General features: G+C 65.5%; 28 protein-coding genes and 1 pseudogene. 12 read left to right on the top strand and 17 right to left on the bottom strand.

The genetic code is table 11. The features are described from left to right. Window positions 1–705 carry an XRE family transcriptional regulator gene (locus tag AC04SF_RS06945; RefSeq protein ID WP_488477109.1) on the top strand — a complete coding sequence of 235 codons (705 nt, stop codon included), beginning with the start codon at window positions 1–3 and terminating at the stop codon, window positions 703–705. Between the two features lie 237 nt (window positions 706–942). On the opposite strand, the gene AC04SF_RS06940 is transcribed toward AC04SF_RS06945, so the two are convergent. Then, a complete protein-coding gene (locus tag AC04SF_RS06940) occupies window positions 943–1,245 on the bottom strand; it encodes a hypothetical protein (protein WP_488477108.1) in 303 nt (100 codons plus the stop codon). A gap of 173 nt (window positions 1,246–1,418) precedes the next feature. Between AC04SF_RS06940 and AC04SF_RS06935 the strand changes: the two genes are divergently transcribed. The 4 genes from AC04SF_RS06935 to AC04SF_RS06920 all read left to right on the top strand — a co-directional run bounded on the left by AC04SF_RS06935 (window position 1,419) and on the right by AC04SF_RS06920 (window position 3,630). Beyond that, window positions 1,419–1,781, top strand: coding sequence for a hypothetical protein (locus tag AC04SF_RS06935; protein ID WP_488477107.1), 363 nt, complete (start codon window positions 1,419–1,421; stop codon window positions 1,779–1,781). Window positions 1,782–1,880: 99 nt separating this feature from the next. Next, entirely contained in the window at window positions 1,881–2,477 is a 597-nt protein-coding gene (locus AC04SF_RS06930) for a hypothetical protein (RefSeq protein WP_488477106.1), read from the top strand. After that, a complete protein-coding gene (locus AC04SF_RS06925) occupies window positions 2,474–3,064 on the top strand; it encodes a hypothetical protein (protein WP_488477105.1) in 591 nt (196 codons plus the stop codon). Before AC04SF_RS06930 ends, AC04SF_RS06925 begins: the two co-directional genes overlap by 4 nt. Next, on the top strand, window positions 3,061–3,630 hold the full coding sequence (locus AC04SF_RS06920; RefSeq protein WP_488477104.1) for a hypothetical protein: 570 nt from the start codon (window positions 3,061–3,063) through the stop codon (window positions 3,628–3,630). Before AC04SF_RS06925 ends, AC04SF_RS06920 begins: the two co-directional genes overlap by 4 nt. Before the next feature lie 120 nt (window positions 3,631–3,750). Here AC04SF_RS06920 and AC04SF_RS06915 read toward each other — a convergent pair whose 3' ends face one another. From AC04SF_RS06915 to AC04SF_RS06900, 4 genes are all read right to left on the bottom strand, one after another. After that, the gene (locus tag AC04SF_RS06915; protein ID WP_488477103.1) at window positions 3,751–5,043 is read right to left on the bottom strand and encodes a hypothetical protein; all 1,293 of its coding nucleotides are present in this window, start codon (window positions 5,041–5,043) and stop codon (window positions 3,751–3,753) included. A 365-nt stretch (window positions 5,044–5,408) separates the two neighbouring features. After that, complete coding sequence (locus AC04SF_RS06910; protein WP_488477102.1) at window positions 5,409–6,425, bottom strand: ABC transporter permease; 1,017 nt, start codon at window positions 6,423–6,425, stop codon at window positions 5,409–5,411. Next, entirely contained in the window at window positions 6,422–8,047 is a 1,626-nt protein-coding gene (locus AC04SF_RS06905; RefSeq protein ID WP_488477101.1) for a sugar ABC transporter ATP-binding protein, read from the bottom strand. The genes AC04SF_RS06910 and AC04SF_RS06905 overlap by 4 nt, the downstream gene beginning before the upstream one ends. Window positions 8,048–8,282: 235 nt before the next feature. After that, window positions 8,283–9,230 (bottom strand): substrate-binding domain-containing protein, encoded by a 948-nt coding sequence (locus tag AC04SF_RS06900; protein ID WP_488477100.1) that lies wholly within the window; start codon window positions 9,228–9,230, stop codon window positions 8,283–8,285. A gap of 345 nt (window positions 9,231–9,575) precedes the next feature. Here AC04SF_RS06900 and AC04SF_RS06895 point away from each other — a divergent pair, with 345 nt between their 5' ends. Beyond that, the gene (locus AC04SF_RS06895; protein ID WP_488477099.1) at window positions 9,576–10,274 is read left to right on the top strand and encodes a RibD family protein; all 699 of its coding nucleotides are present in this window, start codon (window positions 9,576–9,578) and stop codon (window positions 10,272–10,274) included. A gap of 12 nt (window positions 10,275–10,286) precedes the next feature. On the opposite strand, the gene AC04SF_RS06890 is transcribed toward AC04SF_RS06895, so the two are convergent. Then, window positions 10,287–11,171, bottom strand: coding sequence for an SDR family oxidoreductase (locus AC04SF_RS06890; protein WP_488477098.1), 885 nt, complete (start codon window positions 11,169–11,171; stop codon window positions 10,287–10,289). A 100-nt stretch (window positions 11,172–11,271) separates the two neighbouring features. Between AC04SF_RS06890 and AC04SF_RS06885 the strand changes: the two genes are divergently transcribed. Then, a complete protein-coding gene (locus tag AC04SF_RS06885; protein WP_488477097.1) occupies window positions 11,272–12,090 on the top strand; it encodes a helix-turn-helix transcriptional regulator in 819 nt (272 codons plus the stop codon). 30 nt (window positions 12,091–12,120) lie between these two features. Here the strand turns inward: AC04SF_RS06885 and AC04SF_RS06880 are convergent, their stop codons facing one another. The 3 genes from AC04SF_RS06880 to AC04SF_RS06870 are packed head-to-tail and all read right to left on the bottom strand — an operon-like array spanning window position 12,121 to window position 14,590. Then, window positions 12,121–12,567 carry an SRPBCC family protein gene (locus AC04SF_RS06880; protein WP_488477096.1) on the bottom strand — a complete coding sequence of 149 codons (447 nt, stop codon included), beginning with the start codon at window positions 12,565–12,567 and terminating at the stop codon, window positions 12,121–12,123. After that, on the bottom strand, window positions 12,564–13,346 hold the full coding sequence (locus AC04SF_RS06875; protein ID WP_488477095.1) for an IclR family transcriptional regulator: 783 nt from the start codon (window positions 13,344–13,346) through the stop codon (window positions 12,564–12,566). The genes AC04SF_RS06880 and AC04SF_RS06875 overlap by 4 nt, the downstream gene beginning before the upstream one ends. Before the next feature lie 44 nt (window positions 13,347–13,390). Continuing rightward, entirely contained in the window at window positions 13,391–14,590 is a 1,200-nt protein-coding gene (locus AC04SF_RS06870; protein WP_488477094.1) for an adenosylhomocysteinase, read from the bottom strand. 179 nt (window positions 14,591–14,769) lie between these two features. On the opposite strand from AC04SF_RS06870, the gene blh reads away from it, so the two are divergent. From blh to AC04SF_RS06845, 5 genes are read left to right on the top strand one after another with little or no spacing between them, the layout of a single operon-like run. Then, a complete protein-coding gene (blh, locus tag AC04SF_RS06865; RefSeq protein ID WP_488477343.1) occupies window positions 14,770–16,065 on the top strand; it encodes a bifunctional sulfur transferase/dioxygenase Blh in 1,296 nt (431 codons plus the stop codon). A gap of 26 nt (window positions 16,066–16,091) precedes the next feature. Next, window positions 16,092–16,397 (top strand): sulfite-sensing transcriptional repressor BigR, encoded by a 306-nt coding sequence (gene bigR, locus AC04SF_RS06860; protein WP_488477342.1) that lies wholly within the window; start codon window positions 16,092–16,094, stop codon window positions 16,395–16,397. Between the two features lie 58 nt (window positions 16,398–16,455). Then, entirely contained in the window at window positions 16,456–16,800 is a 345-nt protein-coding gene (locus tag AC04SF_RS06855; protein ID WP_488477093.1) for a YeeE/YedE family protein, read from the top strand. Continuing rightward, window positions 16,797–17,231: a DUF6691 family protein gene (locus AC04SF_RS06850; protein WP_488477092.1), complete on the top strand. Its 435-nt coding sequence runs from the start codon at window positions 16,797–16,799 to the stop codon at window positions 17,229–17,231. Before AC04SF_RS06855 ends, AC04SF_RS06850 begins: the two co-directional genes overlap by 4 nt. Beyond that, the gene (locus AC04SF_RS06845; RefSeq protein ID WP_488477091.1) at window positions 17,228–18,010 is read left to right on the top strand and encodes a sulfite exporter TauE/SafE family protein; all 783 of its coding nucleotides are present in this window, start codon (window positions 17,228–17,230) and stop codon (window positions 18,008–18,010) included. The genes AC04SF_RS06850 and AC04SF_RS06845 overlap by 4 nt, the downstream gene beginning before the upstream one ends. Before the next feature lie 21 nt (window positions 18,011–18,031). Here AC04SF_RS06845 and AC04SF_RS06840 read toward each other — a convergent pair whose 3' ends face one another. From AC04SF_RS06840 to AC04SF_RS06805, 8 genes and pseudogenes are all read right to left on the bottom strand, one after another. Continuing rightward, window positions 18,032–18,628, bottom strand: a complete 597-nt coding sequence (locus AC04SF_RS06840) for a class I SAM-dependent methyltransferase (RefSeq protein WP_488477341.1) — start codon at window positions 18,626–18,628, stop codon at window positions 18,032–18,034. 126 nt (window positions 18,629–18,754) lie between these two features. Continuing rightward, window positions 18,755–19,996, bottom strand: coding sequence for an arsenite efflux MFS transporter ArsK (gene arsK / locus AC04SF_RS06835; protein WP_488477090.1), 1,242 nt, complete (start codon window positions 19,994–19,996; stop codon window positions 18,755–18,757). After that, window positions 19,993–21,384 carry an NAD(P)-binding protein gene (locus tag AC04SF_RS06830; protein WP_488477089.1) on the bottom strand — a complete coding sequence of 464 codons (1,392 nt, stop codon included), beginning with the start codon at window positions 21,382–21,384 and terminating at the stop codon, window positions 19,993–19,995. The genes arsK and AC04SF_RS06830 overlap by 4 nt, the downstream gene beginning before the upstream one ends. A gap of 42 nt (window positions 21,385–21,426) precedes the next feature. Further along, window positions 21,427–21,747, bottom strand: coding sequence for an ArsR/SmtB family transcription factor (locus AC04SF_RS06825; protein WP_488477088.1), 321 nt, complete (start codon window positions 21,745–21,747; stop codon window positions 21,427–21,429). A gap of 62 nt (window positions 21,748–21,809) precedes the next feature. After that, window positions 21,810–22,232: an arsenate reductase (glutaredoxin) gene (gene arsC / locus AC04SF_RS06820; RefSeq protein WP_488477087.1), complete on the bottom strand. Its 423-nt coding sequence runs from the start codon at window positions 22,230–22,232 to the stop codon at window positions 21,810–21,812. Next, a pseudogene (locus AC04SF_RS06815) lies at window positions 22,229–22,929 on the bottom strand (aquaporin). Before AC04SF_RS06815 ends, arsC begins: the two are co-directional and overlap by 4 nt. Before the next feature lie 7 nt (window positions 22,930–22,936). After that, window positions 22,937–23,269: an ArsR/SmtB family transcription factor gene (locus AC04SF_RS06810; protein ID WP_488477086.1), complete on the bottom strand. Its 333-nt coding sequence runs from the start codon at window positions 23,267–23,269 to the stop codon at window positions 22,937–22,939. Window positions 23,270–23,335: 66 nt separating this feature from the next. Further along, window positions 23,336–25,249, bottom strand: coding sequence for a diguanylate cyclase (locus tag AC04SF_RS06805; RefSeq protein WP_488477085.1), 1,914 nt, complete (start codon window positions 25,247–25,249; stop codon window positions 23,336–23,338). Window positions 25,250–25,295 lie beyond the last annotated feature (46 nt).

The raw sequence follows: 25,295 nt of genomic DNA, 5'->3' as shown, positions 1-25,295 counted from the left end.
ATGGGCGCCATGGCAAGAACGGAACTGTCGATCAAGGTCGGGGCGGCGATACGCCAGGCGCGCAAGCAGCGCGGCCTGGTCATGCGCCACATTGCCGAGCACAACGACACTGATGTCGCCGCCGTCGGCAATTGGGAAACCGGCCGCAATCTGCCCAAGACCGAGAACCTGTTGAAGACCGCCGCCTTCCTGCGCGTCGACCCGGTGGCGCTCGGCCAAGGGCAGGTCGTCTTCCTCGACGATGCCGGGCCGGTGGCGGATGCCGAGATCGTCACCGATGCCGGCCCGATGCCCGCCGGCTCAATGGATATCGAGGTGCTGGGTGCCGCGGTCGGCGGCGATGACGGCGACTTCACCTTCAATGGCGAGCCCGCCGGCTACGTCCAGCGCCCGCCGGGCGTGCGCAACCTGCCGAAAGTCTTCGCGCTGCATGTGCTCTCCGACTCCATGGTGCCGCGCTACGAACCCGGCGACCTCATCTATTGCGGCGGCCGCGACGCCGTGCCCGGCGACCATGTGGTGATCGAGACGTTTCCGGAAGAAAACGAGAAGAACGGCAAGGCCTTCATCAAGAAGCTGGTCAAGCGTACAGCGGGCGAGCTGGTGGTCGAGCAATACAATCCGCCGAAGACGCTGACCTTCAACCGCTATGCCATCAAGCATGTCTGGCGGGTGATCCCGCTGAAGGAATTGCTGGGGTATTAGCGCCTCTTCCTTCTCCCCCTGTGGGAGAAGGTGGATCGGCGCGCCAGCGCCGAGACGGATGAGGGGTGAGTGACGGAACGCGGCGCAGGAGATCTTGCGCTCTTCACCTGTCAGACCACTACCTCAAGATGCACCATGGTGAGACGCCGGCGTTCCCTGGAACACCCCTCATCCGTCTTGGCGCTACGCGCCAATCCACCTTCTCCCACAAGGGGAGAAGGAAGAAAGCCACCCCCCTCAAGCCCGCCTCGACTCCTCCACCAACACCTCCCGCTCGCTCAGCATCTGCGCCTCGCTGCGCACGCGTTGGCGCTCGTCTATGAAGGCCGCCTGGATCGAGATCGCCGTGCCCGGCAGCCCGTCGGCGCGGCAGGCCGAGCAGACGATGCGGCCCGAAAGCTCCGCCAGCGGCGTGCTGCCCGTCACGCCGAAACGCCGGAGTTCATCCGGTTTCCACCATCTGTTGCGGCCGCAATCGGCGCACTCGACCGATATCGAGACGACATGCGCGATGACTGGTCTTCTGCCCGGCAATGCCATTGCCTCTCTACCTCGTTTGTTCCTGATTTGTTCGTATATTCCTGTGTTTTGAGCCAGGAGTCGAGTCGCAGTTTTAACACTTTCCCACAAGTTTCTCTTTTATCAATTTTTGAGTTATGCTCTTATCAACTCGCAAATGTGAGTCGCCTGCCGTATCAGACCCGGGAGCCACAATGGATGCCGCCGATTTCGCCCGCGCCTGCGGTTACACCGGCGACAGCCCAGCTCTGCTCGAAGCCTTCGAGGCGATCCGCCGCAACGGCATCGCGCAGGCCCGCCAGGATCATTTCCGGCGCAAGGCCGTCATCGACGCGTTGAAACAATCCGAACCGCTGTTCCTGGCCGCGATCGGCCCGGCGCTGTCGGCGGACGAGGCCATCGAGGACACCGCCCGCTTCATCGCCTGCTGGCGCAACATGCCGCGCTGGCGCCAGGAGCGGCGCTTGCCCGACCTCGCCAGGGCCAGGCAGCAGCGTCTCGTGGCGCGCTTCTTCCGCCGCTACGGCCACCGCCTGTGGGCGCGCGAAGCAGCCTGAGACCCGGCACGCTGGACCAGCCATTTCCGGGTTCCATCCGCCGGATTTTCTTTCTAGATTGCTGAGGGGTGGCTGTTCGTTCGACGTGCATGATCTGGAATGTTCAAGACCGCCCGCTCAAAAGCTCAGACTTGGATAACAGCCGGCGCGGGAACCATCGCCGCGCTGTTCGTCGCCGGCCTGATGGGAGCCTTCGGTGCCCTGCCCGCCCACGCGCCGCCGCAACTGCCGCTTGATACCGCCATCGATGCCGGGCGCTGGCGCGTGCAGCCGGTGCGCGCCTATATCAGCCATGACAAAGTCTATGGCGTGCTGTTGAAGCCCGGCCAGAAGGCGCTGGTGCTTGAGGCCGACCTCACCAACCGCACCGCGCAATCCGACAAGGCCTATTACAATGTCTTCAAGCCGGACGGGCTCGCCCTGTCCGACCCCATGCCGATGATCGCGCTGACGCGCGATGCGACACTGACGCCGGAACTGCATCCCGGGATGACCGAGCGCATGGCCTATGTCTGGCCGCTGGCCGATGACGCCACTGTCCCGGCCAGCCTGAGCTTCGGCGTCACCGCCGAGATCTTCAAACCGCGCGACAACCTCTATGGCATGCCCGGCTGGTTCAATCCCTACCGGCTCGGCTCCATCACCTTGCCGATCGCCGATGTGCCGGCGCCGAACGCGCCGGGAAACGGCTCATGAAAATCCGCGTGCTCGGCAATCTCGCCATCCTTTGCGCCACCGTGGCGCTGAGCTACGGCACGCAGGTCTCGAAGCCGCATTATGCCGACCTCACCGCGCCGATCCCGGTCGATGGCGCCATGCACGACACGGTGCATGCGCGCAGCTTCGATGTCCGGCTCGACAAGGTGATCTTCGCCCGCGCGCTGAAAGCCAGCCAGTTCGGCCAGCAAAAGCTGCTGACCACCAGCGGCCTGTGGGCGGTGGTGACCACCAATCTCACCGCCACTGCTGCCTCCACCACGGTCGCCGACGGCACCTGGCAAGGTCCGACCGGGCTGCGCTACCACCAGACGGAACGGCTTGGCTACCGCCAGGACATGCCACCGCATGGTGTCGATCCAGGCCTGGAAAGACGTGGCCTGTTCGTGTTCGAAGTACCGCCCGACCAGATCCGTGGCGCCAGGCTGCTGATATCAGCGCGCCAGTTCGGCCCGCTCGATGCCCAGGCCCGCATCAGCCTCGACGAGGTGAAAACCGGAACGGACGGTCAACCGGCGGATGTCCTGCCCGAATATGATCTCGACGCTCCGCAGGGCAAGTCATGACCGCCGTATCGACAGAGCCGGCGGCGGACCGACAGGCCGAGAAAAAATGGCGGCGGCGCAGCCTTGTCGCCCTCGCCATCCTGCTGCCGCTGACACTGGCCGAGACCTGCTACGACAGCGTGCGCGAATGGTTGCACGGCGAGGACCTCATCGCCAGGGATGTCGACTTCGGCCAATCCGTACCGTTCGGCGGCAGCGACTGGAAGCTCGCCGATCTGCGCGGCGGCAAGGCCGGCCGCCTGCCCGACCACGCCTTCGCCGTCATCGCCACCTTCTCCGTAACCATCGGCGACCCCGACCTGCAAAAACAGTGGCTGGACTGCAAGCTGATGCTGACCGACGCCGCCGGGCGCCGCTGGCTGCCGGACGTCATCGCCGGCGTCAGCCTACCGCAGGGCGTGATGAAGTGCAGCTCGGCGATCTTCTCCGGCGCTGGGAAGGGCGACGTCCTCACCATCGGCGACACTTTCACCGTGCCGGAGGACGCCATCAAGACCATCCGGCCCGCTGTTGGGCTGGGCAGCGAGCGGCCGTGGTATCTGCGGTTCCAAAGGCCGCCGAAGTGAGCGTCCTCTCGGGACCCAGGTTTTGCCATGTCAGCGTTGCCTCTCATCCGCCGCACCTGCCCTTCGCTGCCGCTCCGGGCATTCGCCGCTCAAAAAGCCAAGCAATTGGCTTTCCGTCCGCTACGCGGACCGCGCCTCACCCCCGTAAACGGGGCGAAGGGGGCTGAGCGAAAACGCCGTCTCCAGCACAGCGGCCAGAAAACATATCCTGATCGGCTCGATCAGAATGCCGGTCGAGGAATCCTGGAACGGGCTGCCGAACAGCAGCGTCACGCCGTGCGAGAAGATCTGCCAGACATCGAGTTCGTGCGGGCCGATCAGCCGTGTCGCGCCGAGCCACAGCCAGGCGGCACCCCAGTCGATGAGGCGATAGCCGATGACCAGCGTGCACAGAAGCAGCAGGCTGGAACTCACCGTCAGCCGCACGCCATTGGCGATCGGCAGATAGCGCGAGCGGTAGCCGGCGATGAAATGCTCGACGAAATCGCGCAGGAATTTCGGCAGGCCGGCATAGCGCTTGCCGAACCGCTCCACCCGGTTGTGCACGCGCATCAACGCGGCATCGTCGCGAACGTCATAGCCGTAGATCAGCGCCGCCATCACCAGCCAGATCAGCGGCAGGAGCATGTAGAAGAACAGATTGATCGCCACCGTCGAAGGCGCGATCGAGGTGAGCTCGACCGGCACCATGGGGGCGGCCGTCGCCATCGGCACCGGGCTCGCCAGCCCGTCGGCGGCGGCCTGCACCATCGACCAGAAGGAGCGGCTCATCAGCCATTGCAGCGCCGTGTCCTTCCAGCGGCTGATCACGTAGAGACCGACGAAGATCCAGTTGGTCTCGCAGATCACCACCACGATCTGCCAGAACGAGGCGGTTTTTGTCTTGGTCTGCATGAACTTGGCCAGCCGGCGGATCAGCCAGGACACCGCCACCGAGATCAGCAGCCAGCGTGAATCCAGCACGTCGAGCACATTGGCGCTCTGGCCGAAATCGGCCTGGTCGAGCGTTTCGCGCGAATATTGCCGCACGATATCGCCGAGGAAGCCCCAGGCGGCGTAGTAGGCGAAGAACGGCAAGAGCGCGATGGTGATCATGCCCACCAGCCGCGAACCGCGCCGGTCGGCCGCCGGCTCGTCTGCGGCCTTGTCCGCGCTGCGCTGCGCGGCCGCGAGATGCGGCAGGCCGGGGCGCAGCACATGGAACATCGCCACCGTCACCACCAGCTGCGCCAGCGCCACCAGCGTCAGCATGGCGAGCCCGGCGAAATGATTGGCGAGCGCCACCTTGGCCGCCAGCTGCAGCAGGAGATCGCCGGCCAGCACCCCGGCCAGCACCAGAACCACAAGCTGCGGCCAGAAGCGCCGCAACAGCGAAAAACTCAAGCTGATCGGCCTGATGATGTCGGCAAACATGAGGTCTCTCACGATGCCACCCGCCCCGCGCCTTTCTAGCAAGGCCCGATCGTTTTGCAACCGGGCCGGGAAATGGGGGGTAGCGGTTTGATCATGACGGGCAGCTGGTGCTGGGTTAGGCGCGGGTGATTGAGGAGACGTTGCGCGGGTCATGCGCGGTCTTCCCTTCTCCCCCTGTGGGAGAAGGTGGATCGGCGCGTCAGCGCCGAGACGGATGAGGGGTGCTCCAGCTTGGCGCGACGCTTGTTCCGTGCCGGGTGTATCGGCGCAAAATCATCAACGCCTCGTTCCGTCCGGCACCCCTCATCCGTCTCGGCGCTTCGCGCCGATCCACCTTCCCCCACAAGGGGGGAAGGAAGAAGCGCTCACCGCCTCACCCGCGACTTCAGCCACCGATCGAACGCCACCGCCAGGATCAGGATCAGCCCGATGACGATGCTCTGCGTGTAGGACGAGACATTGTTGAACTGCAGCCCGTTCTGCAGCACGCCGATCAGGGCCGCCCCCACCACCGTGCCGCCGACCGAGCCGATGCCGCCGAACAGTGAGGTGCCGCCGATGACGACGGCGGAAATCACCGTCAGCTCGTAGCCGATGCCGGCGACCGCTTCGGAAGAGTTCAGCCTGGCCGACAGGACGAAAGCGGCGAGCCCCGCGAAGAAGCCGACGATGACATAGACCGAGACCAGGATGCGGTCGACGCGCAGGCCTGACAGCCGCGCCGCCTCGGCATTGCCGCCGACGGCATAGACGGCGCGGCCATAGCGTGTGTAACGCAGCACGATGTGGCACAGGATCGCGGCAATGGCGAAGATGATCGCCGGCACCGGCACCGGGCCGATCAGCCCCGTGCCGAACCAGCGCATCGAGGCGTCGAAGCCCGAGATCGGGCCGCCATTGGAGATGGTCAGCGTCAGTCCGCGAAACACCGTCAGCCCGCCCAGCGTGACGACGAAGGGCGGCACTTTCAGCCTTGTGATGGCGAGCCCCTGCACGCCACCGGCGGCGGCGCCGACAATGACGGCGGCAAGCAGTGCCGCGAACCAGCCATAACCCTGCGTGCCCGAGGTCGATAGCGACAGCGTGTTGGCCGCACCGCCCTTGGCGACGACGGCGGCGACCATGCCGCAAAAGGCAAGCAGCGAGCCGACCGACAGGTCGATGCCGGCGGTGAGGATGACGAAGGTCATGCCGAGCGCGATCAGCCCGGTGATCGAGATCTGCCGCGTGATGTTGAACAGATTGATCGGATCGATGAAGCTCGGCTTCAGCACGGTGAAGACGACGACCAGCGCCGCCAGGAACAGCAGCGGCCCGAAACTCATCAGGAGCCGCGCGATCGTCACGCCGCCGCGCTGGTTCTGCTCTTCGGCGATGCTCATCCTGCCTGCCCCTCCGCGTTCTGTCCCTGTGCGTCCTGGCCCCGCGCGTCTTGCCCCCCGGGCGTCTTGCCCCGCGCATCTTGGCTGTCGAGCGCCATCAGTTCCATCAGTTTTTCCTCGTTTGCCTCGACACCCGGCATCTCGCCTGTGATGCGGCCCCGGCGCATGGTGACGATGCGGTCCGACACCGCCAGCACCTCGGGCAGTTCGGACGAGATCATCATCACCGCGATGCCGCGCGCCGCCAGCTGCACCAGGATCTGGTGCACCTCCGCCTTGGCGCCGACATCGACGCCGCGCGTCGGCTCGTCGACGATCAGCACTTTTGGATCGCGCGCCAGCCAGCGCGCCAGGATCACCTTCTGCTGGTTGCCGCCCGACAGGCCCTCGATCGCCTGCTCGGCCGAGGCCATCCGGATCGACAGCATCTTTCTGAAACCCGACAGCGCGTCGCGCTCGCGCCGCTCGGCCATGAAGCCGAAACCATTGCTGAATGCGCCGAGCGAAGCGACGGAGAAATTCGGCAGGATGCCGAGGGCGGCAAAGATCGCCTGGTGCTTGCGGTCTTCCGGCACCAGGCCGATGCCGAGCGCGATGGCATCGGCGGGCGAGGCCGGCGCGATCGGTTTGCCGTCGAGCGTGATCGTGCCCGCCGCGATGCGGTCGGCGCCGAAAATGGCGCGCGCCAGCTCCGTGCGACCTGAACCGACAAGGCCGGCAACGCCGAGGATCTCGCCGGCCTTGAGGTCGATGTCGACACCGTCGAGCACGATGGCATGCGGTGCCTCGGGATCGCGCACAGTGCGCAAGCCGCGCACTGACAGCACGATATCGCCGGCCACCGCGCGCTGTGCCGGCCTTGCATAAAGTTCGGACGCCGCGCGGCCGACCATCTTCTCGATGATCCGCGGCAGTTGGATCGGCCCGCCCTGGCGGTCGAGATGGCCGGCCAGCCGGCCATCTCGCAGCACGGTCATGCGGTCGCAGATGGCGGAGGCCTCCTCCAGCCGGTGGGTGACGAACATGATGGCGACCTTGTCCTGGCGCAGCCGGTCCATGATCGACAACAGCCGCTGCACCTCGGTCTCGGTCAGCGCCGAGGTCGGCTCGTCCATGATGATCAGCCGGCTCTTCAGCGACAGGGCACGGGCGATCTCGACCAGCTGCTGTTCGGCGACCGATAGCGCCGAGACCGGCGTCATCGGATCGATGGAAAGGCCGACGCGGGCGATGATGTCGCGCGAATCCCGCTCCATGCGCTTCCAGCTGACCAGCCCGAGCGGCCCGACCGGCGCGCGGCCGATGAAGATGTTCTCGGCCACGGTCAGCGTCGGGATCAGGCTGAGTTCCTGGTAGATGGTGACGATGCCGAGCCGCTTGGCATCCTGCGGGCTGGACGGCGCATAGTCGGCGCCGTCGAAAATGATGCGCCCGCTGGACGACGGCATGACGCCCGACAGGATTTTCAAGAGCGTCGATTTGCCGGCGCCGTTTTCGCCAAGCAGACCGAGGATTTCGCCGGGGCGGATGTCGAGTGAGACATCGCTCAGCGCGGTGACGCCGGAAAAATGCTTGGTGACGCCTTCGACGGCGAGCAGGACGGATGCGGGTTCATCTGGCAAGGGTGGCTCCCGGTTTGTGGCAGGTCAGCGGGGCACGCCCCCCTCTGTCCTGCCGGACATCTCCCCCACAAGGGGAGAGATTGCCTGTCACGAAGGCTTTCGCCAATCGCCAACGTTGCAGAAGATGCGCCGGCGTTGAAGCTGCTAATCTCCCCCCAAGTGGGGGAGATGGCCGGCAGGCCAGAGGGGGGGCGTGCCCCACCGGCCTTACCAATGAGCCTTTCTCCGCCAAGCCCTACTTCGTCTCGCTCAACCTCTCTGCCTTATCAAGATTGTCCTTGCCGATGACGATCGGCGTCAGCAGCACCAGCTTCTCCTTCGGCTCGGTCTTGTTCTTGGCGTAGGCGACCGCGATCTGCACGGCGGTGCGCGACTGCTGGCCGGGGAACTGTTCGACCGTGCCGGCGAGCTTGCCGTCGCGCACGGCAACCAGCGCTTCCGGCAGCGCATCGAAGCCGTAGATCTTGACGTCGGTGAAGTTGCGCGCCGCGCACGCCTCGAGCGCGCCGAGCGCCATGTCGTCATTGGCGCAGATGATGGCGTCCGGCTTGCCGTTGGCGGCGAGGCCGGCCTCGGTCACCGACAGCGCCTCGGCGCGGGCGAAGTTTGCGGTCTGCTCGAAGATGATCTGGTACTTGTCCTTCAAGGGATCGAGCACATTGTGCACGCCCTTGTTGCGGTCGATGGCCGGACCGGCACCCGGCTGGCCCTGCAGATGGAACAGCTTGGCGCCGTTGGGGAACGCCGCCACCATGGCACTGGCCTCCGCCTCGCCGCCCTTGACGTTGTCGGCGCCGACATGCGCGAGGATGCCCTGGACACCGTCGACCCGGCGGTCGATCGTCACCACGGGGACGCCGGCCTTGACCGCTTCCTCGATGGCCGGCGCCAGCGCGTTGACGTCGAGCGGCGAAATGACGATGGCGTTGACCTTCTGCACAAGTGCCGCCTCGATATCGGCGGTCTGCTTGGTGGCCGAGTTCTGGCCGTCGCTTTCGGTCAAATTGACGCCCTGCGCCTGCGCTTCCGCCTTGATCTCGTTCAGCATGTGCACGAAGAACGGAAAGCCGAGATTGGGCACCGAGCCAAGGATGGTGAGCTTGTCCTCGGCGAACGCCGACGGCGCGGCCAGCATCATGGCGCCCGCGGCCACGGACGTCATCAGGAATTCACGTCTGTTCATGGTTGATCTCCTCCACAAGAACGCACAATCCCCAAGACCGGGATCGGTCTTGGGAAGGGATCATGCGTCGGTTCAAAGTGTTGGAGCATCCTCCTTGCGCGGGATGGCGCATGCCGCTCCAGCTGATTGCCGTTGCAAAAACTGCCTCCCATCGGCATCAGCAAATGGATGCTAACCCAGGGTCAACCATTTGTGCAACATCGATATAACAGTGCCGGGCGGCCAATTATCGGAATTGTCGGAATTTTGATGGAGCTGGGCTGCCCGGCTTCCATTCTCGCGCCACGGCCCTAGTTTGAACCGCGCCGAGCCCATTCCGTAAGACCAGCCATCCCGGAGAATTGCATGAAGCCGCACATCGTCTGCCATATGCTCGCCTCGCTCGATGGCAGTCTTCATCCGAGCCGCTACACGGCGAGCCCCGATGGCGGGGTACCGGAGTGGTCGGGCCTCTATGAGAAGATCCACGGCGATCTCGAAGGTGACGCCTGGATCGTCGGCCGTGTCACCATGGCCGAGATGAGCAAGGCCGGAGCGCACCCGCCGGCGCAATTCGGCAAGGTCGAGCGGCCGCATCTTTTCGCGCAACGCGATGCCGGCAGCTTTGCCGTGGCGCTCGATGCCTCGGGCAAGCTGCACTTTGCCAAGCCCGATGTCGGAGGCGACCATGTCGTGGTGCTGCTCGGGCACGGCGTCTCCGACAGCCATCTGGCCGAGCTCGCCGCCGACGGCGTGTCCTATATCGTGTCGGAGACGGCTGATATCGACCTCGCCGCGGTGCTCGATGTGCTCGCGCACGAACTCGGCATCAGCCGCCTGCTGCTCGAAGGCGGCGCCGGCATCAACGGCTCCTTCTTCGCGGCCGGGCTTGTCGATGAACTCAGCCTTCTGGTTGCGCCCGCGCTCGATGCGCGGGCGGGAAACCAGGGCTTTGTCGAGTTCGGCAAAAGCGGCCTCGCCGGCAAGATGCAACTGTCGCTGACATCTTGCGAAACCCTTGCGCATGGGCTGATCCACTTGCGCTACGCCGTCAGCCCCGGCTGAGGCCGCAGCGCCTCAATACCGCATGGCGTCGAGATCGGCGATCAGCGTCGGGCCCGTCGGATGCCAGCCAAGCCGTGCCTGGGTCAGCGCGCTCGATGCCGGCAGGTCCATGGGGGCGAACATTCCCATCCAGCCAAAATGCTCCGCTGCTTTTTCCAGCGCGATCGAGACGACCGGCAATTTGAGGCCCCGGCCAAGCGCCTCGGCGATAGCGCGCACCTCGACGCCTTCCTCGCCGACGGCGTGGTAGCGCGCGCCCGGCTGGCGCTTTTCCACGGCAAGCCGGTAGAGCCGCGCGGCATCGAGAAGATGCCCCGCCGAATAGCGGTTGCGGCCTTCGCCGACATAGGCCGAGACGCCCTTCTGGCGCGCGATCTCGAAGAGCGGCGTGATCAGCCCCTGCTTGACCGGATTGTGCACCTGCGGCAGGCGCACGACAGACACATTGACGCCGGCCTCCAGCAAGGCATTGCCGGCGAGTTCCGAGGCGATGCGCGGATTGGGATGGCTGGCGTTGAAGACGTCCTCGAACGCCGGCTGGCCATGTCCGGGGCTACCCATGCCGACGCCCGACGTGATGACCAGCGGCCGGTCGGATCCGGCGAGCGCTTCACCTAGGGCCGCGATGACACGCTTGTCCTTTTCGCAGTTCTCGGCAAAGCGCGAAAAATCATGGTCGAACGCGGTGTGGATCACAGCGTCCGCCTCCACCGCACCGGCGCGCAGGCTTGTCGGTTCCTCCAAGGTTCCGCGATGCACCTCGGCACCAGCGGCGGCCAGCGCCTCGGCACCGGCATCGGAGCGGGTGACGCCGACCACCTGATGGCCGGCCTGGATGAGTTCGGGAACGATGGCCGAGCCGATGAAACCGGTCGCGCCGGTGAGAAAGATACGCATGCAAAATCTCCTGCGGTTGCCTGCGTACTATCGACGGTCTATTATTCCATTAAAGTAGTGATCTTATCATGGTATAATCTCTAACAGGGTGCCTGACAGCATGCCCACTCCCGGTTCGCTCGCCGCCTTCCTGAAAGACCGGCGCACCCGGCTCGACCCGGCCTCGTTCGGCTTTTCCGGGCGCCGGCGCACGCCGGGGCTGCGCCGCGAAGAGGTCGCCCAGCGCGCCAACATCAGCCCGACCTGGTACACATGGCTGGAACAGGGCCGTGGCGGCGCACCCTCGGCCGATGTGCTGAACCGCATCGCCAAGGGGCTGCTTTTGACCGAGGCCGAGCGCGAGCATCTGTTCATGCTGGGGCTCGGGCGCCCGCCCGAGGTCCGCTACCGGGGCGACGAGGGCGTCAGCCCCCGGCTGCAGCGCCTCATCGATACGCTCGAGGCCAGCCCCGCTCTGGTCAAGACCGCCACCTGGGACGTCGTCGCCTGGAACCGCGCCGCCGAGATCGTGCTGACCGACTACGGCACCATCCCCGCCGGCCGGCGCAACATATTGCGTTTCATGTTCCTCACGCCCCACATCCGCGCCAAGCAGCACGATTGGCAAAACCTCGCCCGTTTCGTGGTCGGCGCCTTCCGTGCCGATGCGGCGCGCGCCGGCGCGGTCTCCGAGGTCACCCAGCTGGTGGACGAACTGTGCAGCGGCAGCGCCGAATTCGCCACGCTGTGGCAGGAGAACGACGTGCTCGCCCATGGCGACGGAACAAAGCGTCTGAAGCACCCGGAACTGGGGGACATCGAGCTGGAATATTCGTCCTTCGCGGTCGACGGCCGGCCGGATTTGAACCTGACCGTCTACAACCCGATCGACAGCGATGTCGCCGACCGCATCAGGGCACTGGCCAAGCGCCCCAGGTAAAGACCGGCGCGGCTGTGATCGCGCCCCTCTTCAACGCCGCTCGCACACCGCCTTCAGGATCTGCAGGGTCGGCCCCCAGTAGAGATCGGCATGCGGGCGGATCGCCGGTTCGGCGAAGTAGCTGAGCGTCAGCGTCAGCAGCGTGCCGCCATCCCCCGGCGCCAGGGTGAAGCTGACCAGCGTGTGGTTGTCGGGCACGTCCGCCAGGCGCGAGGCCGACAGCGTACTCCAGTAGCTGTAGGCGAAACTTTTCTCGGGCTCGAAGGCCCGGACGGTGCCGTGGTTCTCGAACGGCATGCCGTGCAGAAGCCCACGGATCACGATCGCGCCGCCGGCATGCCCTTCAAGGCTGACGGTCAGTTCCTCGTCGGACATCCATTGCGGGATCATCCCGGGCGTCGTCAGCACGTGCCAGACCCTGGCCGGTTCGGTATCGATTGCGATGGTTTTGACGATCGGTTCGGAGGGATCGGTCACGACGCGCTTTGGCCTGAGGACTCGGGCGCCAGCACCAGCCCGATCTCCTGCGCCGCCTGCGCGGCATGGCGGCGCACGGTGGCAAGGTCAAGCATGCTGTAGCTGGTCGCCACATAGGGCACGGTGAGTGCTGCGATGGACTGGCCGAACGGCCCGATGACGGGAAAGGCAAGATCGATGACACCCGGCTGCAGCCCGTCCGCGACCTCCTCATGGCCGGCGGCGCGGATGCGGGCAAGCGCATCGCGCATACCGGCCTTTTCGTCAGGGATGCCAGAGGCTTGCAGCCATTGGCTGACTCTGTCCTGCGGCTGGAACGCCATCAGCGTGCGGCCGGAAGCGGTGGCAAACAGCGGAAACTCGGCGCCGACGCGCACCCGAAAGCCGAACGCCGCCGGACTTTCGACCTGCGCCACGATCAGCACCCTTCCGGCATTGTGGACACCGAGATTGCAGGATTGCTGGATCGCGTCCGACAGCCGCCGCATCGATGGCAGCGCCGCCTGGACGAGGCCGCGCAGCGGCTCGTGCCGGTGCGCCAGCTCGAACAGGCGCGGCGACAGGAAATAGAGCCCGGCCGGGCGGTCGCGGAAGATGTAGCCGCGCCGCTCCAGCGCCTGCAGCACGCGGTAGATCTGGTGGATCGAGCGGCCGACCGCCTCGGAAATCTGGCCCTGGTTCAGCCCGTCCTTCTGCTCGGCCAGCAGTTCGATGATGTCGAACGCCTTTTCCAGGGCTGGTACCGAATAATCCGGCGCTTCCGCGATTTTGCCAGCCATGCGAGCTTTCCAGGACCAGAATCAGGAATTGCGGGCAAGTATAGTCAGCGTGCCGCACCCATCGTAGCCATCATCAGCCGGGCGATGCGCCGGTTGATGTCGTCTGGCACCGGCTGCGCGCCTGTCGCCAGGTTTTCGCCCTTCACCACCCGCTCCAGCGACAGCGCCTGCAGCATGAAGCCGATATCCATGGATTCGATCGAATTGCCCTTCGGCTCGACGCCGGCAAGGTTGAACATGCGCCCCTCGGCGATGAGGATGACATGCCTTCCATTGACAAGGTCGAGACGCCGCAACGTGCCGTCCAGATCGGTGGTGCCGGTGGTCATGGCTGCGAGACCCTCGGTGTCGATCTCCCACGGGAAATGGCCGGAATTGGCCAGCACCGCGCCACCCTGCATGGCGGCGATCGCCTCGGCCGGCAGCACGCCGGCGCGGCCGGTGGCAGTGATGAACACTTCCGCCCACGGCGCCAACTCCGCCAGCGGTGCCACGCGATAGCCGTCGAGAGCGGCCTCGAGCGCCTTGATCTCGTCGACCTCGACGACCGCCACGCGGCCGCCGAGCGCGCGCAGATACTGCGCGATGCCGCGCCCGCACCAGCCATAGCCGATGACGCAGAAGCGCCGGCCTGGGATCATCAGATTGGTGATGCGCATGAAGCTTTCGACCACCGATTGGCCGACCGCGTGCTTGTTCTCGCCGATCGCCTTCAGCGGGCTGTCGTTGATGACGATCGAGGCGAACGGCACCTTGCCAGCCAGTTCGCCGCGCAGCCGGTCGCCGCCCGACGTCGTCTCCTCGGTGCCGCCCAGGATGGACGCCGCCTTGCCCCGCTCGGCGATACCGGCGGCAAGGTCAGCGCCATTGTCGAGCAGCATGTCGGGCTGCGCGTCCAGCACGCGTGCCAGGTTGGCGTGATGGTCGGCCAGCGTATCGGCACGACGGCCGAACACGCCGATGCCCTGGCTCTGCAGGAAGGCCACGACATCGTCCTGCGTCGAACCGTGATTGCCGGTGCCGATTATCTCGGCGCCGCCTTCGGCCAGCACTTCAAGCAGCACCGCCGTCTTCGGCTCGATATGCAGCGACATGCCGATGCGGCGGCCGGCGAAAGGGCTGCTGGCGCGGAACTCCTCACGCAGCGTGGCCAGCATCGCCATGCGCGAACGGATCCAGGCGACACGGCCGCGGCCGCGCTCGACCAGTTCGGAGGTCGCCGGATTGGCCTGGGCTTGGGTCATTCGAAGTCTCCGATCATGATCCAGGTCTAACATTTGCAAAAAAGTTTTTTGCATATGACGAATATGGCAGAAGGTCGTCGGGCGGGCAACCCGCTGCACATTTCCAGGCAGACCCCTTGTGCGGGCCATCATTATACATTATATGCAATTGTATATTGATAACAGCCCTGGTGCTCGATATGACCATGATCCGTGTAAATGACGTGCTGAGCGTCGGTCCCCAGCCCTCGATCTCCGAAATCCGGTCACTTGCTGGCCATGGGTTTGCAGGAATGATCAACGCCCGTCCTGACGGCGAAGAGGCCTCCCAGCCCGGAAACGCCGCCGAGCGGGAGGCGACCGGTCACGCCGATGTTTCCTACACCTTCATACCCGTCAACATGCCGACCATCACCGAGGCGGACGTGCGGGCCTTCCAGGCGGCTATGGCCGATGCCGGCGGCCCGGTCTTTGCGCATTGCAAGACCGGCACGCGGGCCCTGACCCTGTATGCATTGGGCGAGGCGCTCGACGGCCGTATGTCATCCCAGGATATCGCGGCTCTCGGCTTGAAACTCGGCATCGACCTGTCGGCGGCGTCGCGATGGTTCGAAGCGCACAGGCAATTGCGACCGGACCTGAAGGGATTCTTCGATCCCCGGACAGGGAGCGTGCAATATGTGGTTTCGGACCCCGACACCCGGAAATGCGCCCTTATCGATCCGGTTCTTGATTTCGACGAGAAGTCCGGAGCGACCACGACGCGCAACGCCGACGCCATGCTGTCCTATGTTGCCGAGAACGGGTTGAGCGTCGAATGGATTCTCGACACCCATCCTCATGCCGACCATTTGTCGGCCGCGCAGTATCTGAAGCAAAAGACGGGCGCCCCGACCGCGATCGGAGCGCCGGTGGTCGATGTCCAGCGCTTATGGCGGGGCATCTACAACTGGCCCGAACTTCGTGTCGACGGTTCGCAGTGGGACAGGCTGTTCTCGGATGGCGACACGTTCAAGGTCGGTTCCATAGCGGCGCGCGTGATGTTTTCGCCCGGTCACACCCTGGCCTCGATCACCTACGTGATCGGCAACGCGGCCTTTGTTCACGACACCATCTTCATGCCTGACAGCGGCACGGCTCGTGCCGATTTTCCCGGTGGTGACGCACGCATCCTGTGGAAATCGATCCAGAAGATCCTGGAGCTTCCGGACGAAACCCGCCTGTTCACAGGCCATGATTACCAGCCGGGTGGGCGCGCGCCGAAGTGGGAAAGCACGGTCGGCGAACAGAAGCGCACCAATCCACACCTGGCCGGCGTGAACGAAGAAGCCTTTGCCGGATTGCGAGCGGCGCGTGACCGAACGCTGCCGATGCCGAAACTCATCTTGCATGCCTTGCAGGTCAACATCCAGGCGGGGCGCCTGCCGGAGCCGGAAGCAAACGGTATGCGCTATCTGAAATTTCCTCTCGATGCGTTGCAAGGAGCCGTGTGGTGAGCGAGATCCAGCCTGATGCAGTGAAGATGTCGCCCGCCGACATGGAATCGCGCGCCGGCGAAGTGACGGCCTTGTTGAAGACACTGGCGCATCCAATGCGGCTGATGCTCGTCTGCACCCTTGTCGAAAGCGAGTATTCGGTCAGCCGGCTGGAGGAAATGCTCGACATCCACCAGCCGAGCCTCTCCCAGCAACTGACGGTGTTGCGCGACGCCAACATTGTGGAAACGCGGCGAGACGGCAAACAGATCTTCTACCGGCTGACCGCCGAGAAGGCCGCTCAATTGGTTGCGGCACTTTACACGATCTTCTGTTCGGACGGCCGGCCATGACCTCTTCGTATCCCTTCTTGGTGGAGCCCTTATCGGTCTTTCCTGCGTCATCCTGTTGATGCTGAACGGCAGGATCGCCGGCGTCAGCGGGATTGTCGGCAAGGTGGTCCAGGGCATCGATGTCTGGACAAACGCCGCCTTCGTCGCCGGATTGCTGCTTGGCCCGGTGGTGTACTTCGCGGCCTTTCATCATTGGCCAACCGTGACCGTGACGGCATCGCTGCCCTTGATCATGCTTGCGGGATTGCTGGTCGGCTTTGGGTCCCGGATGGGCTCGGGTTGCACCAGCGGTCATGGCGTGATGGGGCTGGCCCGGCTATCGCCACGTTCGATCGCCGCGGTCCTGACATTCCTTGCGAGCGGCATCGCGGCCGTCGCGCTTCTTCGCGGAGCCTTCCTGTGAGACACACCAGACTACGGCCTGTCGCCGCCTTGGCCGCGGGCACGCTTTTCGGATTTGGCCTGGCACTGTCGGGCATGCTCGATCCTGTCCGCGTCCAGGGTTTTCTCGACGTCTTCGGCGCGTGGGACCCGAGCCTGGCCTTCGTGCTGGGTGGTGCCGTTGCCGTTGCGATGGCAGGCATGGCCTCTATCCGGCGGATGTCGCGCCCGCTGCTGGCGGATCGCTTCCATTGGCCGGTGAATACGCGGATCGACGCCCCTCTGGTCGTCGGCTCGGCGATCTTCGGCCTTGGCTGGGGCCTGGGCGGGTTTTGCCCCGGCCCGGCGATGGCTTCGCTGTCGCTTGGGCTGACGCCAACGCTGGCCTTCGTGGCCTTTATGCTGGCCGGGATGGTTGCCCATGACCGCTTCCTTCTCGGGAGACGGTCATGACAGCAACCTTGTTTGCCGCCGTCGGCTCAGGCGGTCTGGTCGGCTTCACCCTTGGTCTGGTCGGCGGCGGCGGATCGATCCTTGCCACGCCCCTCCTGCTCTATGTCGTCGGCGTCGCCCAACCCCACATTGCCATCGGCACAGGCGCGCTTGCGGTGGCCGCCAACGCAATTGCGAACTTCGGCAGCCATGCCTTGAAGGGTCACGTCTGGTGGCGCTGCGCGCTCGTCTTCGCCGCACTGGGCTCCGTGGGGGCTTTCGCGGGATCGACGCTTGGAAAGTCGATCGACGGGGCGCATCTGCTTTTCTTCTTCGGGCTGCTGATGCTGGTGGTCGGCGGCCTGATGGTCCGACCCAGGCGCGGCACTTCGGCCACGGTCCGGCCTGTCGACGCCAAGATGTGCGCGATGACCGCAGAGGTCGCCATCGTCGCCGGCGCGGCCTCCGGCTTCTTCGGCATTGGTGGCGGCTTCCTCATCGTTCCCGGGCTGATCCTGGCCACCGGAATGCCGACAATCAACGCGATCGGCACCTCCCTGCTTGCCGTCGCGGCCTTCGGTCTCGCCACGGCCTTCAACTACGCGCAATCGGGAATGGTTGACTGGCAGTTGGCCGGCGAATTCATCGTTGGTGGTGTTGGCGGGGGCTTGATCGGCATGTTGGCGGCGACCCGCCTGGCATCCTACAAGAACGTGCTCAACCGCATCTTTGCCGCACTGATCTTTGTCGTTGCGGGCTATGTTCTCTACCGCAGCATCGGCGCGTTCACCCTGGGATAGCGGCCGATCCGGACTTCCGCATCATCCCTTGTGTTCGAACACCGCCCCGTAGTGATACGGCGGCAGATCAACCATTCGCAGAAGCCGGAAACCAGCAGCCTCCAGAACCGCCGACACCGCTTCGGGTGACATGCGCATCTCCGTCCTGGGGCCGCGCGGCTGACCAAGCACGGTCGTCTGCTCTCGCGGCAGCTGATGCCAATTGACGAGCGCAAACAGACCGCGCGGCTTAAGCGTACGGGCCACGGCTTTGACGAGGGCCGGCTGATCGGGCACACCGTGGAAGGTGTTGGCGATCAGAACAAAATCAATCTTTTCGGGGATCAGTTCCGCGACTTCGCTGGCATCCGCGACAATCCACTTCAGGACCGAAACGCCGAGCTGCTTCACCTCGGCCTTGGCCGCCACGATCATGTCCGGGTCGAGGTCGAGCGCATAGACGCGGCCACTGACGATTTTCGCAAGCGGAGCGGTGAAATAGCCGTCGCCGCAGCACAGGTCCAGAGCCGTCATGCCCGGCTCGACGCCCAACGACAGCAAGAGGCCCGACGGATCTGGCCAAAGCGCCTCCCACCAATCGCGGTCAGGCATGGAGGTGGCGGGAAACATTCCAGTCATGGGCGGACGCTCAAACATTTCGTTGCGGGGCAGCTTTGACCGGCAGGCCGCCAAAGGCAACGCCTCCGTTGCCGATGGCGGATCGAACTGGTGGCCGTCAGCGAAATCCGGGGGCGCCGGAGACGGTCATCCAGCGGCGTGCGGCGCGACCGCGGCCGTGCCGCTCTCCTCAGCCTTGCGTGATTGCCGTCTGATCAAGGCGATGGCGGCGAAGGCCGCGACGCCGAACAGGCCGACCACGACATTGAACCACAGGGCCGGGAAAACACCGAGGCCTGATATCATCAAGGTCAGGCCAAACGGGGCGAAGGCGGAACTAAACTGGCGCGCCGCCGTGATCCAGCCGACATAGGAGCCGTAGCGCTCCTGGCCGAACAATTCGAGCGGCAGCGTGCCGCCGACTATGCTCATCAGGCCCGAGCCGAAGCCGAAAAGCACGGCGAACAGCATGGCGCCGGGGACGGAGGGCGCCACCACGAGCAACACCGCAAGGCCGCCGGCGAGTGCCGCGGTCGCGCCGAGCGCCAGCAATGTCTGCGACAGACCCCGGCCGAACAGCATGTTGACCAGCCGGCTCGCCACTTGCGAAGGGCCAAACAGGCTGGCGACCAGCACCGAGGCGCCGCCGAGGCCGACCAGTGTGAGCAGCGGCACCATCTGCACGAGAACAGCCGAAAGCACGAATCCCTCTATGGCAAATCCGGCCAGCACCAAGATGAACAGTGGCGACCATCGCCGGCCGGGCGCCACGCCCGATAGGCCTGATGTGGCCGGGACGATCCTCTCCCGCGCCTTGCCGATGCGGCCCGAAAGCCGGGCCAGCCACCAATGGATCGGCAGGCAGACAAAAGCGTTGAGCGCGGCAAAGAGAACGAGCACCTCGCGCCAGCCGAGATGCTGGTGCAGCAGCGTCGTCAAGGGCCAGAACAAGGTCGAGGCGAAGCCGGCGATCAAGGTGAGATGGGTGATGCCGCGCCCTGCGCCGCCGAGTTGCACGATGGCGACGAAGGCCGTGCTGTAGAGGACGAAGCACGAAGCGAGTTCCATGGCCAGCACGCCGAGCGCAAAGCCAGCGCGCCCCGGCGCCAGCGCGCACAACAGCAACGCGCCTGCCGCCGCCAGCGAACCCGGCACCATCAGGCGCCCTGCCCCGACCCGGTCCGCCAGGCTGCCCGCGAACGGCGCCAGGATGGCGCTCGCCAGCAGCGACACCGACAGCACGGCGAACACCCATTGCTGCGACCAGGTGAGTTCCGCGGCCACCGCCGGCGCCAGGATGCTGTAGCTGTAATACAGCGTGCCATAGCCGACGATCTGCGTGGCGCCCAGCGCCCAGATGGCCGAGGCTGGGATCTTGCTGTCGGTCACTCGGCGGCTTCCATCTTGCCGGCGCAGCCGCAACCGCTTTTGCCGGCCGCCTTGGCGTCGGCATCCGCCACGCAGCAGGCATCGATCGCCGCCGGCGCCGGCCCGCCGCAACAGCCCTGCGACGCGCGGCCTGCCGGCACCGTGCAGACGCCGGTTTCGGGCAGCACCAGTTGCACGGCGTCGGCCGCCGCCATGTCGCCGGCAAGCGCCGCCGCGACCGAGCGTACCTGTTCGTAGCCGGTCAACAGCAGGAAGGTCGGCGCACGGCCATAGCTCTTGATGCCGACCGTGTAGAAACCGGGCTCCGGATGGCTGAGCTCGCGGTGGCCGTGCGGCGGCACGTCGCCGCAGGAATGCTCGTTGGGATCGATGAGCGGACCGAGCGCCTTGACGCCTTCCAGCCACGGATCGAGGTCGAGCCTGAGTTCCCTTGTCAGCGACAGGTCCGGGCGCTGCCCCGTCGCGGCGATGATGCGGTCGACCGGCCCCAACTCCAGCAAACCGTCTTGGCCCTGCCCCTCGACGATCAGCCTTCCGTCACGCTCGCGGATCGCAAGCGTCGCAAAGCCGGTCACCAGCTGGACGCGGCCGCTTTCGGCGAGCTCGCGGACATCGGCGCCAAGTTCGCCGCGCGCCGGCAATTGGTCCGCGTCGCCGCCGCCATAGATGCGCACGAGATCGGTTCCGCGCACCGCCCAGATGAAGGCCGTGCCGGGCGCTTCATCCGCCAGTCTGGCAAGGTCGAGCAAGGCGTTGGCCGCCGAGTGGCCCGAACCGGCCACCAGCGTCGTGCGGCCGCCATAAAGCGCGCGGTCTCGGCCGAGGACATCGGGTATGCCATAGGCGATGCGGTCGGCGAAGTCCGCCTCGCCCTCCGCGGCGATGCCGCCGGCGCCGAGCGGGTTGGGCGTGCGCCATGTTCCGGAGGCGTCGATGACCGCGCGGGCGCTGTCGCGCCTTGTGCCATCGGCGGTTTCGACCACGAGCATGAAGGGCCGTGCCGCGCGCTCGCTGCCGCGCACCTTGTCGGCGCCCCAGCGCGATATGGCAACGACACGCGCCTTGGTTTCGATTGCCGGCGTAAGTTCCGGCAGGCTGGCGAGCGGCTCGAGATAGCGCGCCGCGAGGTCATCGGCGGTCGGGAAGGCTTCCGCGTCCGGCATCCGCCAGCCATGGCTTTCGAGCAGCTTCCTGGCCGCCTGGTCAACGCAATAGCGCCACGGCGTGAACACCCGCACATGGCCCCAATCGCGCAAATTGGCCGCGACACCGCTGCCGGCCTCATAGAGTTTTACCGGCAGGCCCCGGGCCATGAGATGAACGGCGGCTGCCAGGCCAACCGGACCGGCGCCGATGATGGCAATGGGCAGATCGTTTTGCGTGGCCATAGATTCTATCCTTCCGGTATTATCGAAATAACAGGCAAAAAATCAGGCGGCCGCGTCATCCGCTGCCGGATTGCAGGCCGCATCGGCGCAGCATTCGTCGGCCAGGAAGCCTATGAGATCGTTCATCATGGGATAGTTGGCGCGGCAGATCAGCGTCGTCGCCTGCCGCTCCTGGCTGACCAGCCCGGTCAGGATCAGGCGGTGCAGATGATGCGACAGCGTCGAGGCGGCGATGCCGAGGCTCTCCTGCAGGAAGCCGACCGGCCGGCCAGCCGCGCCGGCCCTGACCAGGATACGATAGAGGTTCAGCCGCGTCGGATTGCCGAGCGCTTCCAGCTGCTTCGCTGCTTGTTCGAGTTTCATGGAAATAGCATGAGGTCGGCGACGGAAACCGTCAAGCCCTATTTCGATATTTTCGAAATAACTCAGGGAACCCGCTTGCCACTCGCGTCGACAACGACCTCGCCGTCCTCCTTGGTGAACGGGCCGATATTCGGATTGGGCAGGATATCGAGCACCGCCTCGGACGGCCGGGCCAGCACGACGCCGAGCGGGCTCACCACGATCGGCCGGTTGATCAGGATCGGATGCGCCAGCATGAAATCGAGGATCTCGTCGTCGCTCCATTTGGGATCGCCAAGGCCGAGTTCCGTATAGGGCGTGCCCTTCTCGCGCAGCAATTGGCGCGGCGTCATCGCCATCGCCTCGATCAGTTCGACGAGCTTTTCGCGCGACGGCGGCGTCTTCAGATATTCGATCACCTGCGGCTCCTCGCCCGACTGGCGGATGATCGCCAGCGTGTTGCGCGAGGTGCCGCAGGCCGGGTTGTGATAGATGGTGATGGTCATGGCGCGGCTTTCATTTGCGTGAGGGTCTTGTCAGGGAGGGTCTGGGGTTCAGCCAGCAGCCACCCGGCCAGCGCCAGCGCCAGCAGCGCACCCACCAGTTCCGCCGCTATGAAGGCGGGCACATCGGATGGCCGGATGCCGGCAAACGTGTTGGAGAAGGCACGGGCAATGGCCACCGCCGGATTGGCGAAGGAGGTCGAGGCCGTGAACCAGTAGGCTGATGTGATGTAGAGCCCGACCAGCCAGGGGATGGCGTCGCTGCGAAAGCGCAGGCCGGCAAGGATGGTGAAGACCAGGCCGAAACTCGCGACCAGTTCGGCCAGCCACTGCCCCTGCCCGCTGCGCATCGTCGCCGACACCTGCAGCAAAGGGAGCTCGAACATGGCATGCGCCACCAGCGTGCCGGCAAGACCGCCAACAATCTGCATCGCGATGTAGCCCAGCGCCGCCGGCCAGCCGATGTCGCGCCGCAGCCCGAAAACCAGTGTGACTGCCGGGTTGAAATGCGCGCCGGAGATAGGCCCGAGCGTGGTGATCAGCACCACCAGAATGGCGCCGGTGGGAAGGGTGTTGCCGAGCAGCGAAAGTGCGACATCGCCGGTCAGCCGGCTGGCCATGATGCCGAGCCGATCACCGTGGCGACCAGCATGGCGGTGCCCAGCGCTTCGGCGGCGAGGCGGCGGCGAAGGTCGGTCATGTCAACCTCAACATTTGCAGGTCACGGCCTGGAGGATCGGCTGGCAAAGCTCCGGCGCGCCATTGCAGCAATCCTCCATCAGATAGGCCAAGAGTTCGCGAAAGCCGGTCATGTCGGCCGTGTAGCGGATGCTGCGCCCGTCGCGTTCGGCATGCACCAGTCCGGCCTGGCCGAGGATCTTCAGATGCGCCGACATGGTGTTCTGCACTGTGCCCAGCCGCGTGGCGATCTCGCCTGCCGGCACACCTTCGCCCCCGGCCCGAACCAGCAGCCGGAACACCTCCAGCCTGGTTTCCTGGCCGAGCGCTGCGAGCGCCAGCAATGCTGTTGTCTTGTCCATCAATCCATCTATCCGGATTTATGGATTAATGGCAGCCGACCATGACAATGCCGTGACAGCCAGGGCTCACGCTTTGCGCCGGGAACCTGTCGAGCGCGGCTCGCTGAGATGCGGGCGCCAGCCATGCACCCGGTCCCGCCCCGCGGCCTTGGCGCCGTAGAGCGCCTCGTCGGCGCGCCGCAAGAGATCGGCGATCTCGATGTCGGCACTGCCGTCGAAAGTGCCGACCCCGATGCTGACGGTGACGATGCCCTTTTCGCTGCCGGCATGCGCAAGCCGGAGGTCGCGCACCTTGCTCCTGAGCGTTTCGGCGATGACGAAGGCGCCCCGCGCATCGGTTTCCGGCAGGACGATCGCGAACTCCTCGCCGCCATACCGAGCCGCCGCGTCGGCCGGCCGCCGCGCCGTTGCCTCGATGCAGCGGCTGACGGCGCGCAGGCATTCATCGCCCGCCGGATGGCCGTACTGGTCGTTGAAGCGCTTGAACCAGTCGACATCGATGATCAGCAGGCTGAGCGGCGTCGTGTTGCGCCGGCCGCGGGCGAATTCGAGCGCCAGCGCGTCGTCGAAGGCCCGCCGCGTCAACAGCTCGGTCAGCCCGTCGCGATGCGCCAGAAGGTTCAGTTTCTCATTGGCCGCCAGCAATTCTGCCTCGACCTGCTTGGCCTCGGTGATGTCGGAAAACACACTCAGGCTGCCGCCATCGCCGGTCGGCCGGGTCCGCACATCGAGCCAGCGCCCATCGGCAAGCTGGACCTGGCGGTGGCTGGATAATGTCTGCAGGGCCATGATGTCGGCGATCCACGCCTCGACCGCGTCGGGCGGCGTGACACTTTCGCCGCGCGCCACCGAGGCGCGAAGGATGTCGCGGTGGTGAGCACCGGGTACCCTCAAGTCCGCCGTCTTCGGAAACAGGGCGCGGTACTGGGCGTTGCACAGCACCAGCCTGTCGTTGGAATCGAACATCACCAGGCCGTCGGCCATATGCGTCAGCGCGTCGCCGAGCCTGGCCTGGCTTTCGGCCAGTTCGGTTTCCAGCTGCTTGCGCTGGGTGATGTCGCGATTGTGCGTGATCAGGCCGATTACGGCCCCGGCCCTGTCGCGAAACGGCGCCTTCAGCGTCGCCAGCCAGGCATCGGTGCCGTCCTCATGGTGTACGTGTTGCTCGATGGTGGAGGCGACGCCCGATGCCAGCACGGCAAGCTCGTCTTCGCGGAATTCCTGCGCTGTCTCACGCGGGTAAAAATCGAAATCCGTCTTGCCGATCAGCGCCTTGGCGTTAGCTGCCTGCATCAGTTCGGCCGTTGCCGGATTGGCGGCGATGAACCGCCCCTCAAGGTCCTTGACGTTAAGGCAATCGGGCAAGGTCTCGACCACGGCCTTGAAGATGCGCCTCGACTGCAGCGCTTCGAGGCGGCGCCGTTCCTGATAGATCGCCAGCCCCGACATCGCCACGGAGACAAAGATCAGCAAGGAGGAGGGGAACACCACCTTCGGCAAAACCGACTCGATGACCGACCGCGGCAGGACGCTGAGGCCAAGCAGCGATCCGCACGCTGCCGCCGCACCGAGGATCATGATATCGCGCATGCCGGGGGCGCGGCCCCTAAGGGCAAGATTGCCGGCAATGCCGACCAGCATGGTGGCCGCGATCCCGACCGCGCCGGCGAAGGCGCCGATGCCGCCCTCGAAAGTCCGGTAGGCACCGGCCATGACGCCGGCCACGATGCCGGCTATAGGACCGCCGAAGAAGCCGGCAATCGCAATCATCGTCGCCCTGAGATCGACCAGGACGCCCGGCTGCAGTTGCATCGGCGTCAGCATCAGGATGACGGCGCCGGCGCCCATCAGCAGGCCGAAGGCTACCGCCTTAACCGCGGCCGGCCTGCGGTCCAGCCACACATGCGTGTGGATCCAGACCGAAACGAACATCGCAACGACCGCGAGATTGGCCAGCAATTCGGACCAGGGCGAACCCATGCTTCGTCCCCCTTCTTCATGCGTCGAGGGTGCATCGGCCATTGGC

The organism is Mesorhizobium sp. CNPSo 4671, assembly GCF_057784245.1.
Note: the sequence above shows the minus strand (reverse complement) of the source record. Positions and strands in the feature narration are given on the sequence as shown.

Excerpts from the sequence above, each read along its gene's own strand:
- AC04SF_RS06945 (WP_488477109.1), top strand. The coding sequence starts at position 1 with ATGGGCGCCATGGCAAGAACGGAACTGTCGATCAAGGTCGGGGCGGCG.
- AC04SF_RS06940 (WP_488477108.1), bottom strand. The coding sequence starts at position 1,245 with ATGGCATTGCCGGGCAGAAGACCAGTCATCGCGCATGTCGTCTCGATA.
- AC04SF_RS06935 (WP_488477107.1), top strand. The coding sequence starts at position 1,419 with ATGGATGCCGCCGATTTCGCCCGCGCCTGCGGTTACACCGGCGACAGC.
- AC04SF_RS06930 (WP_488477106.1), top strand. The coding sequence starts at position 1,881 with ATGTTCAAGACCGCCCGCTCAAAAGCTCAGACTTGGATAACAGCCGGC.
- AC04SF_RS06925 (WP_488477105.1), top strand. The coding sequence starts at position 2,474 with ATGAAAATCCGCGTGCTCGGCAATCTCGCCATCCTTTGCGCCACCGTG.
- AC04SF_RS06920 (WP_488477104.1), top strand. The coding sequence starts at position 3,061 with ATGACCGCCGTATCGACAGAGCCGGCGGCGGACCGACAGGCCGAGAAA.
- AC04SF_RS06915 (WP_488477103.1), bottom strand. The coding sequence starts at position 5,043 with ATGTTTGCCGACATCATCAGGCCGATCAGCTTGAGTTTTTCGCTGTTG.
- AC04SF_RS06910 (WP_488477102.1), bottom strand. The coding sequence starts at position 6,425 with ATGAGCATCGCCGAAGAGCAGAACCAGCGCGGCGGCGTGACGATCGCG.
- AC04SF_RS06900 (WP_488477100.1), bottom strand. The coding sequence starts at position 9,230 with ATGAACAGACGTGAATTCCTGATGACGTCCGTGGCCGCGGGCGCCATG.
- AC04SF_RS06895 (WP_488477099.1), top strand. The coding sequence starts at position 9,576 with ATGAAGCCGCACATCGTCTGCCATATGCTCGCCTCGCTCGATGGCAGT.
- AC04SF_RS06890 (WP_488477098.1), bottom strand. The coding sequence starts at position 11,171 with ATGCGTATCTTTCTCACCGGCGCGACCGGTTTCATCGGCTCGGCCATC.
- AC04SF_RS06885 (WP_488477097.1), top strand. The coding sequence starts at position 11,272 with ATGCCCACTCCCGGTTCGCTCGCCGCCTTCCTGAAAGACCGGCGCACC.
- AC04SF_RS06875 (WP_488477095.1), bottom strand. The coding sequence starts at position 13,346 with ATGGCTGGCAAAATCGCGGAAGCGCCGGATTATTCGGTACCAGCCCTG.
- AC04SF_RS06870 (WP_488477094.1), bottom strand. The coding sequence starts at position 14,590 with ATGACCCAAGCCCAGGCCAATCCGGCGACCTCCGAACTGGTCGAGCGC.
- blh (WP_488477343.1), top strand. The coding sequence starts at position 14,770 with ATGACCATGATCCGTGTAAATGACGTGCTGAGCGTCGGTCCCCAGCCC.
- bigR (WP_488477342.1), top strand. The coding sequence starts at position 16,092 with ATGTCGCCCGCCGACATGGAATCGCGCGCCGGCGAAGTGACGGCCTTG.
- AC04SF_RS06855 (WP_488477093.1), top strand. The coding sequence starts at position 16,456 with ATGCTGAACGGCAGGATCGCCGGCGTCAGCGGGATTGTCGGCAAGGTG.
- AC04SF_RS06845 (WP_488477091.1), top strand. The coding sequence starts at position 17,228 with ATGACAGCAACCTTGTTTGCCGCCGTCGGCTCAGGCGGTCTGGTCGGC.
- AC04SF_RS06840 (WP_488477341.1), bottom strand. The coding sequence starts at position 18,628 with ATGACTGGAATGTTTCCCGCCACCTCCATGCCTGACCGCGATTGGTGG.
- AC04SF_RS06830 (WP_488477089.1), bottom strand. The coding sequence starts at position 21,384 with ATGGCCACGCAAAACGATCTGCCCATTGCCATCATCGGCGCCGGTCCG.
- AC04SF_RS06825 (WP_488477088.1), bottom strand. The coding sequence starts at position 21,747 with ATGAAACTCGAACAAGCAGCGAAGCAGCTGGAAGCGCTCGGCAATCCG.
- arsC (WP_488477087.1), bottom strand. The coding sequence starts at position 22,232 with ATGACCATCACCATCTATCACAACCCGGCCTGCGGCACCTCGCGCAAC.
- AC04SF_RS06810 (WP_488477086.1), bottom strand. The coding sequence starts at position 23,269 with ATGGACAAGACAACAGCATTGCTGGCGCTCGCAGCGCTCGGCCAGGAA.
- AC04SF_RS06805 (WP_488477085.1), bottom strand. The coding sequence starts at position 25,249 with ATGGGTTCGCCCTGGTCCGAATTGCTGGCCAATCTCGCGGTCGTTGCG.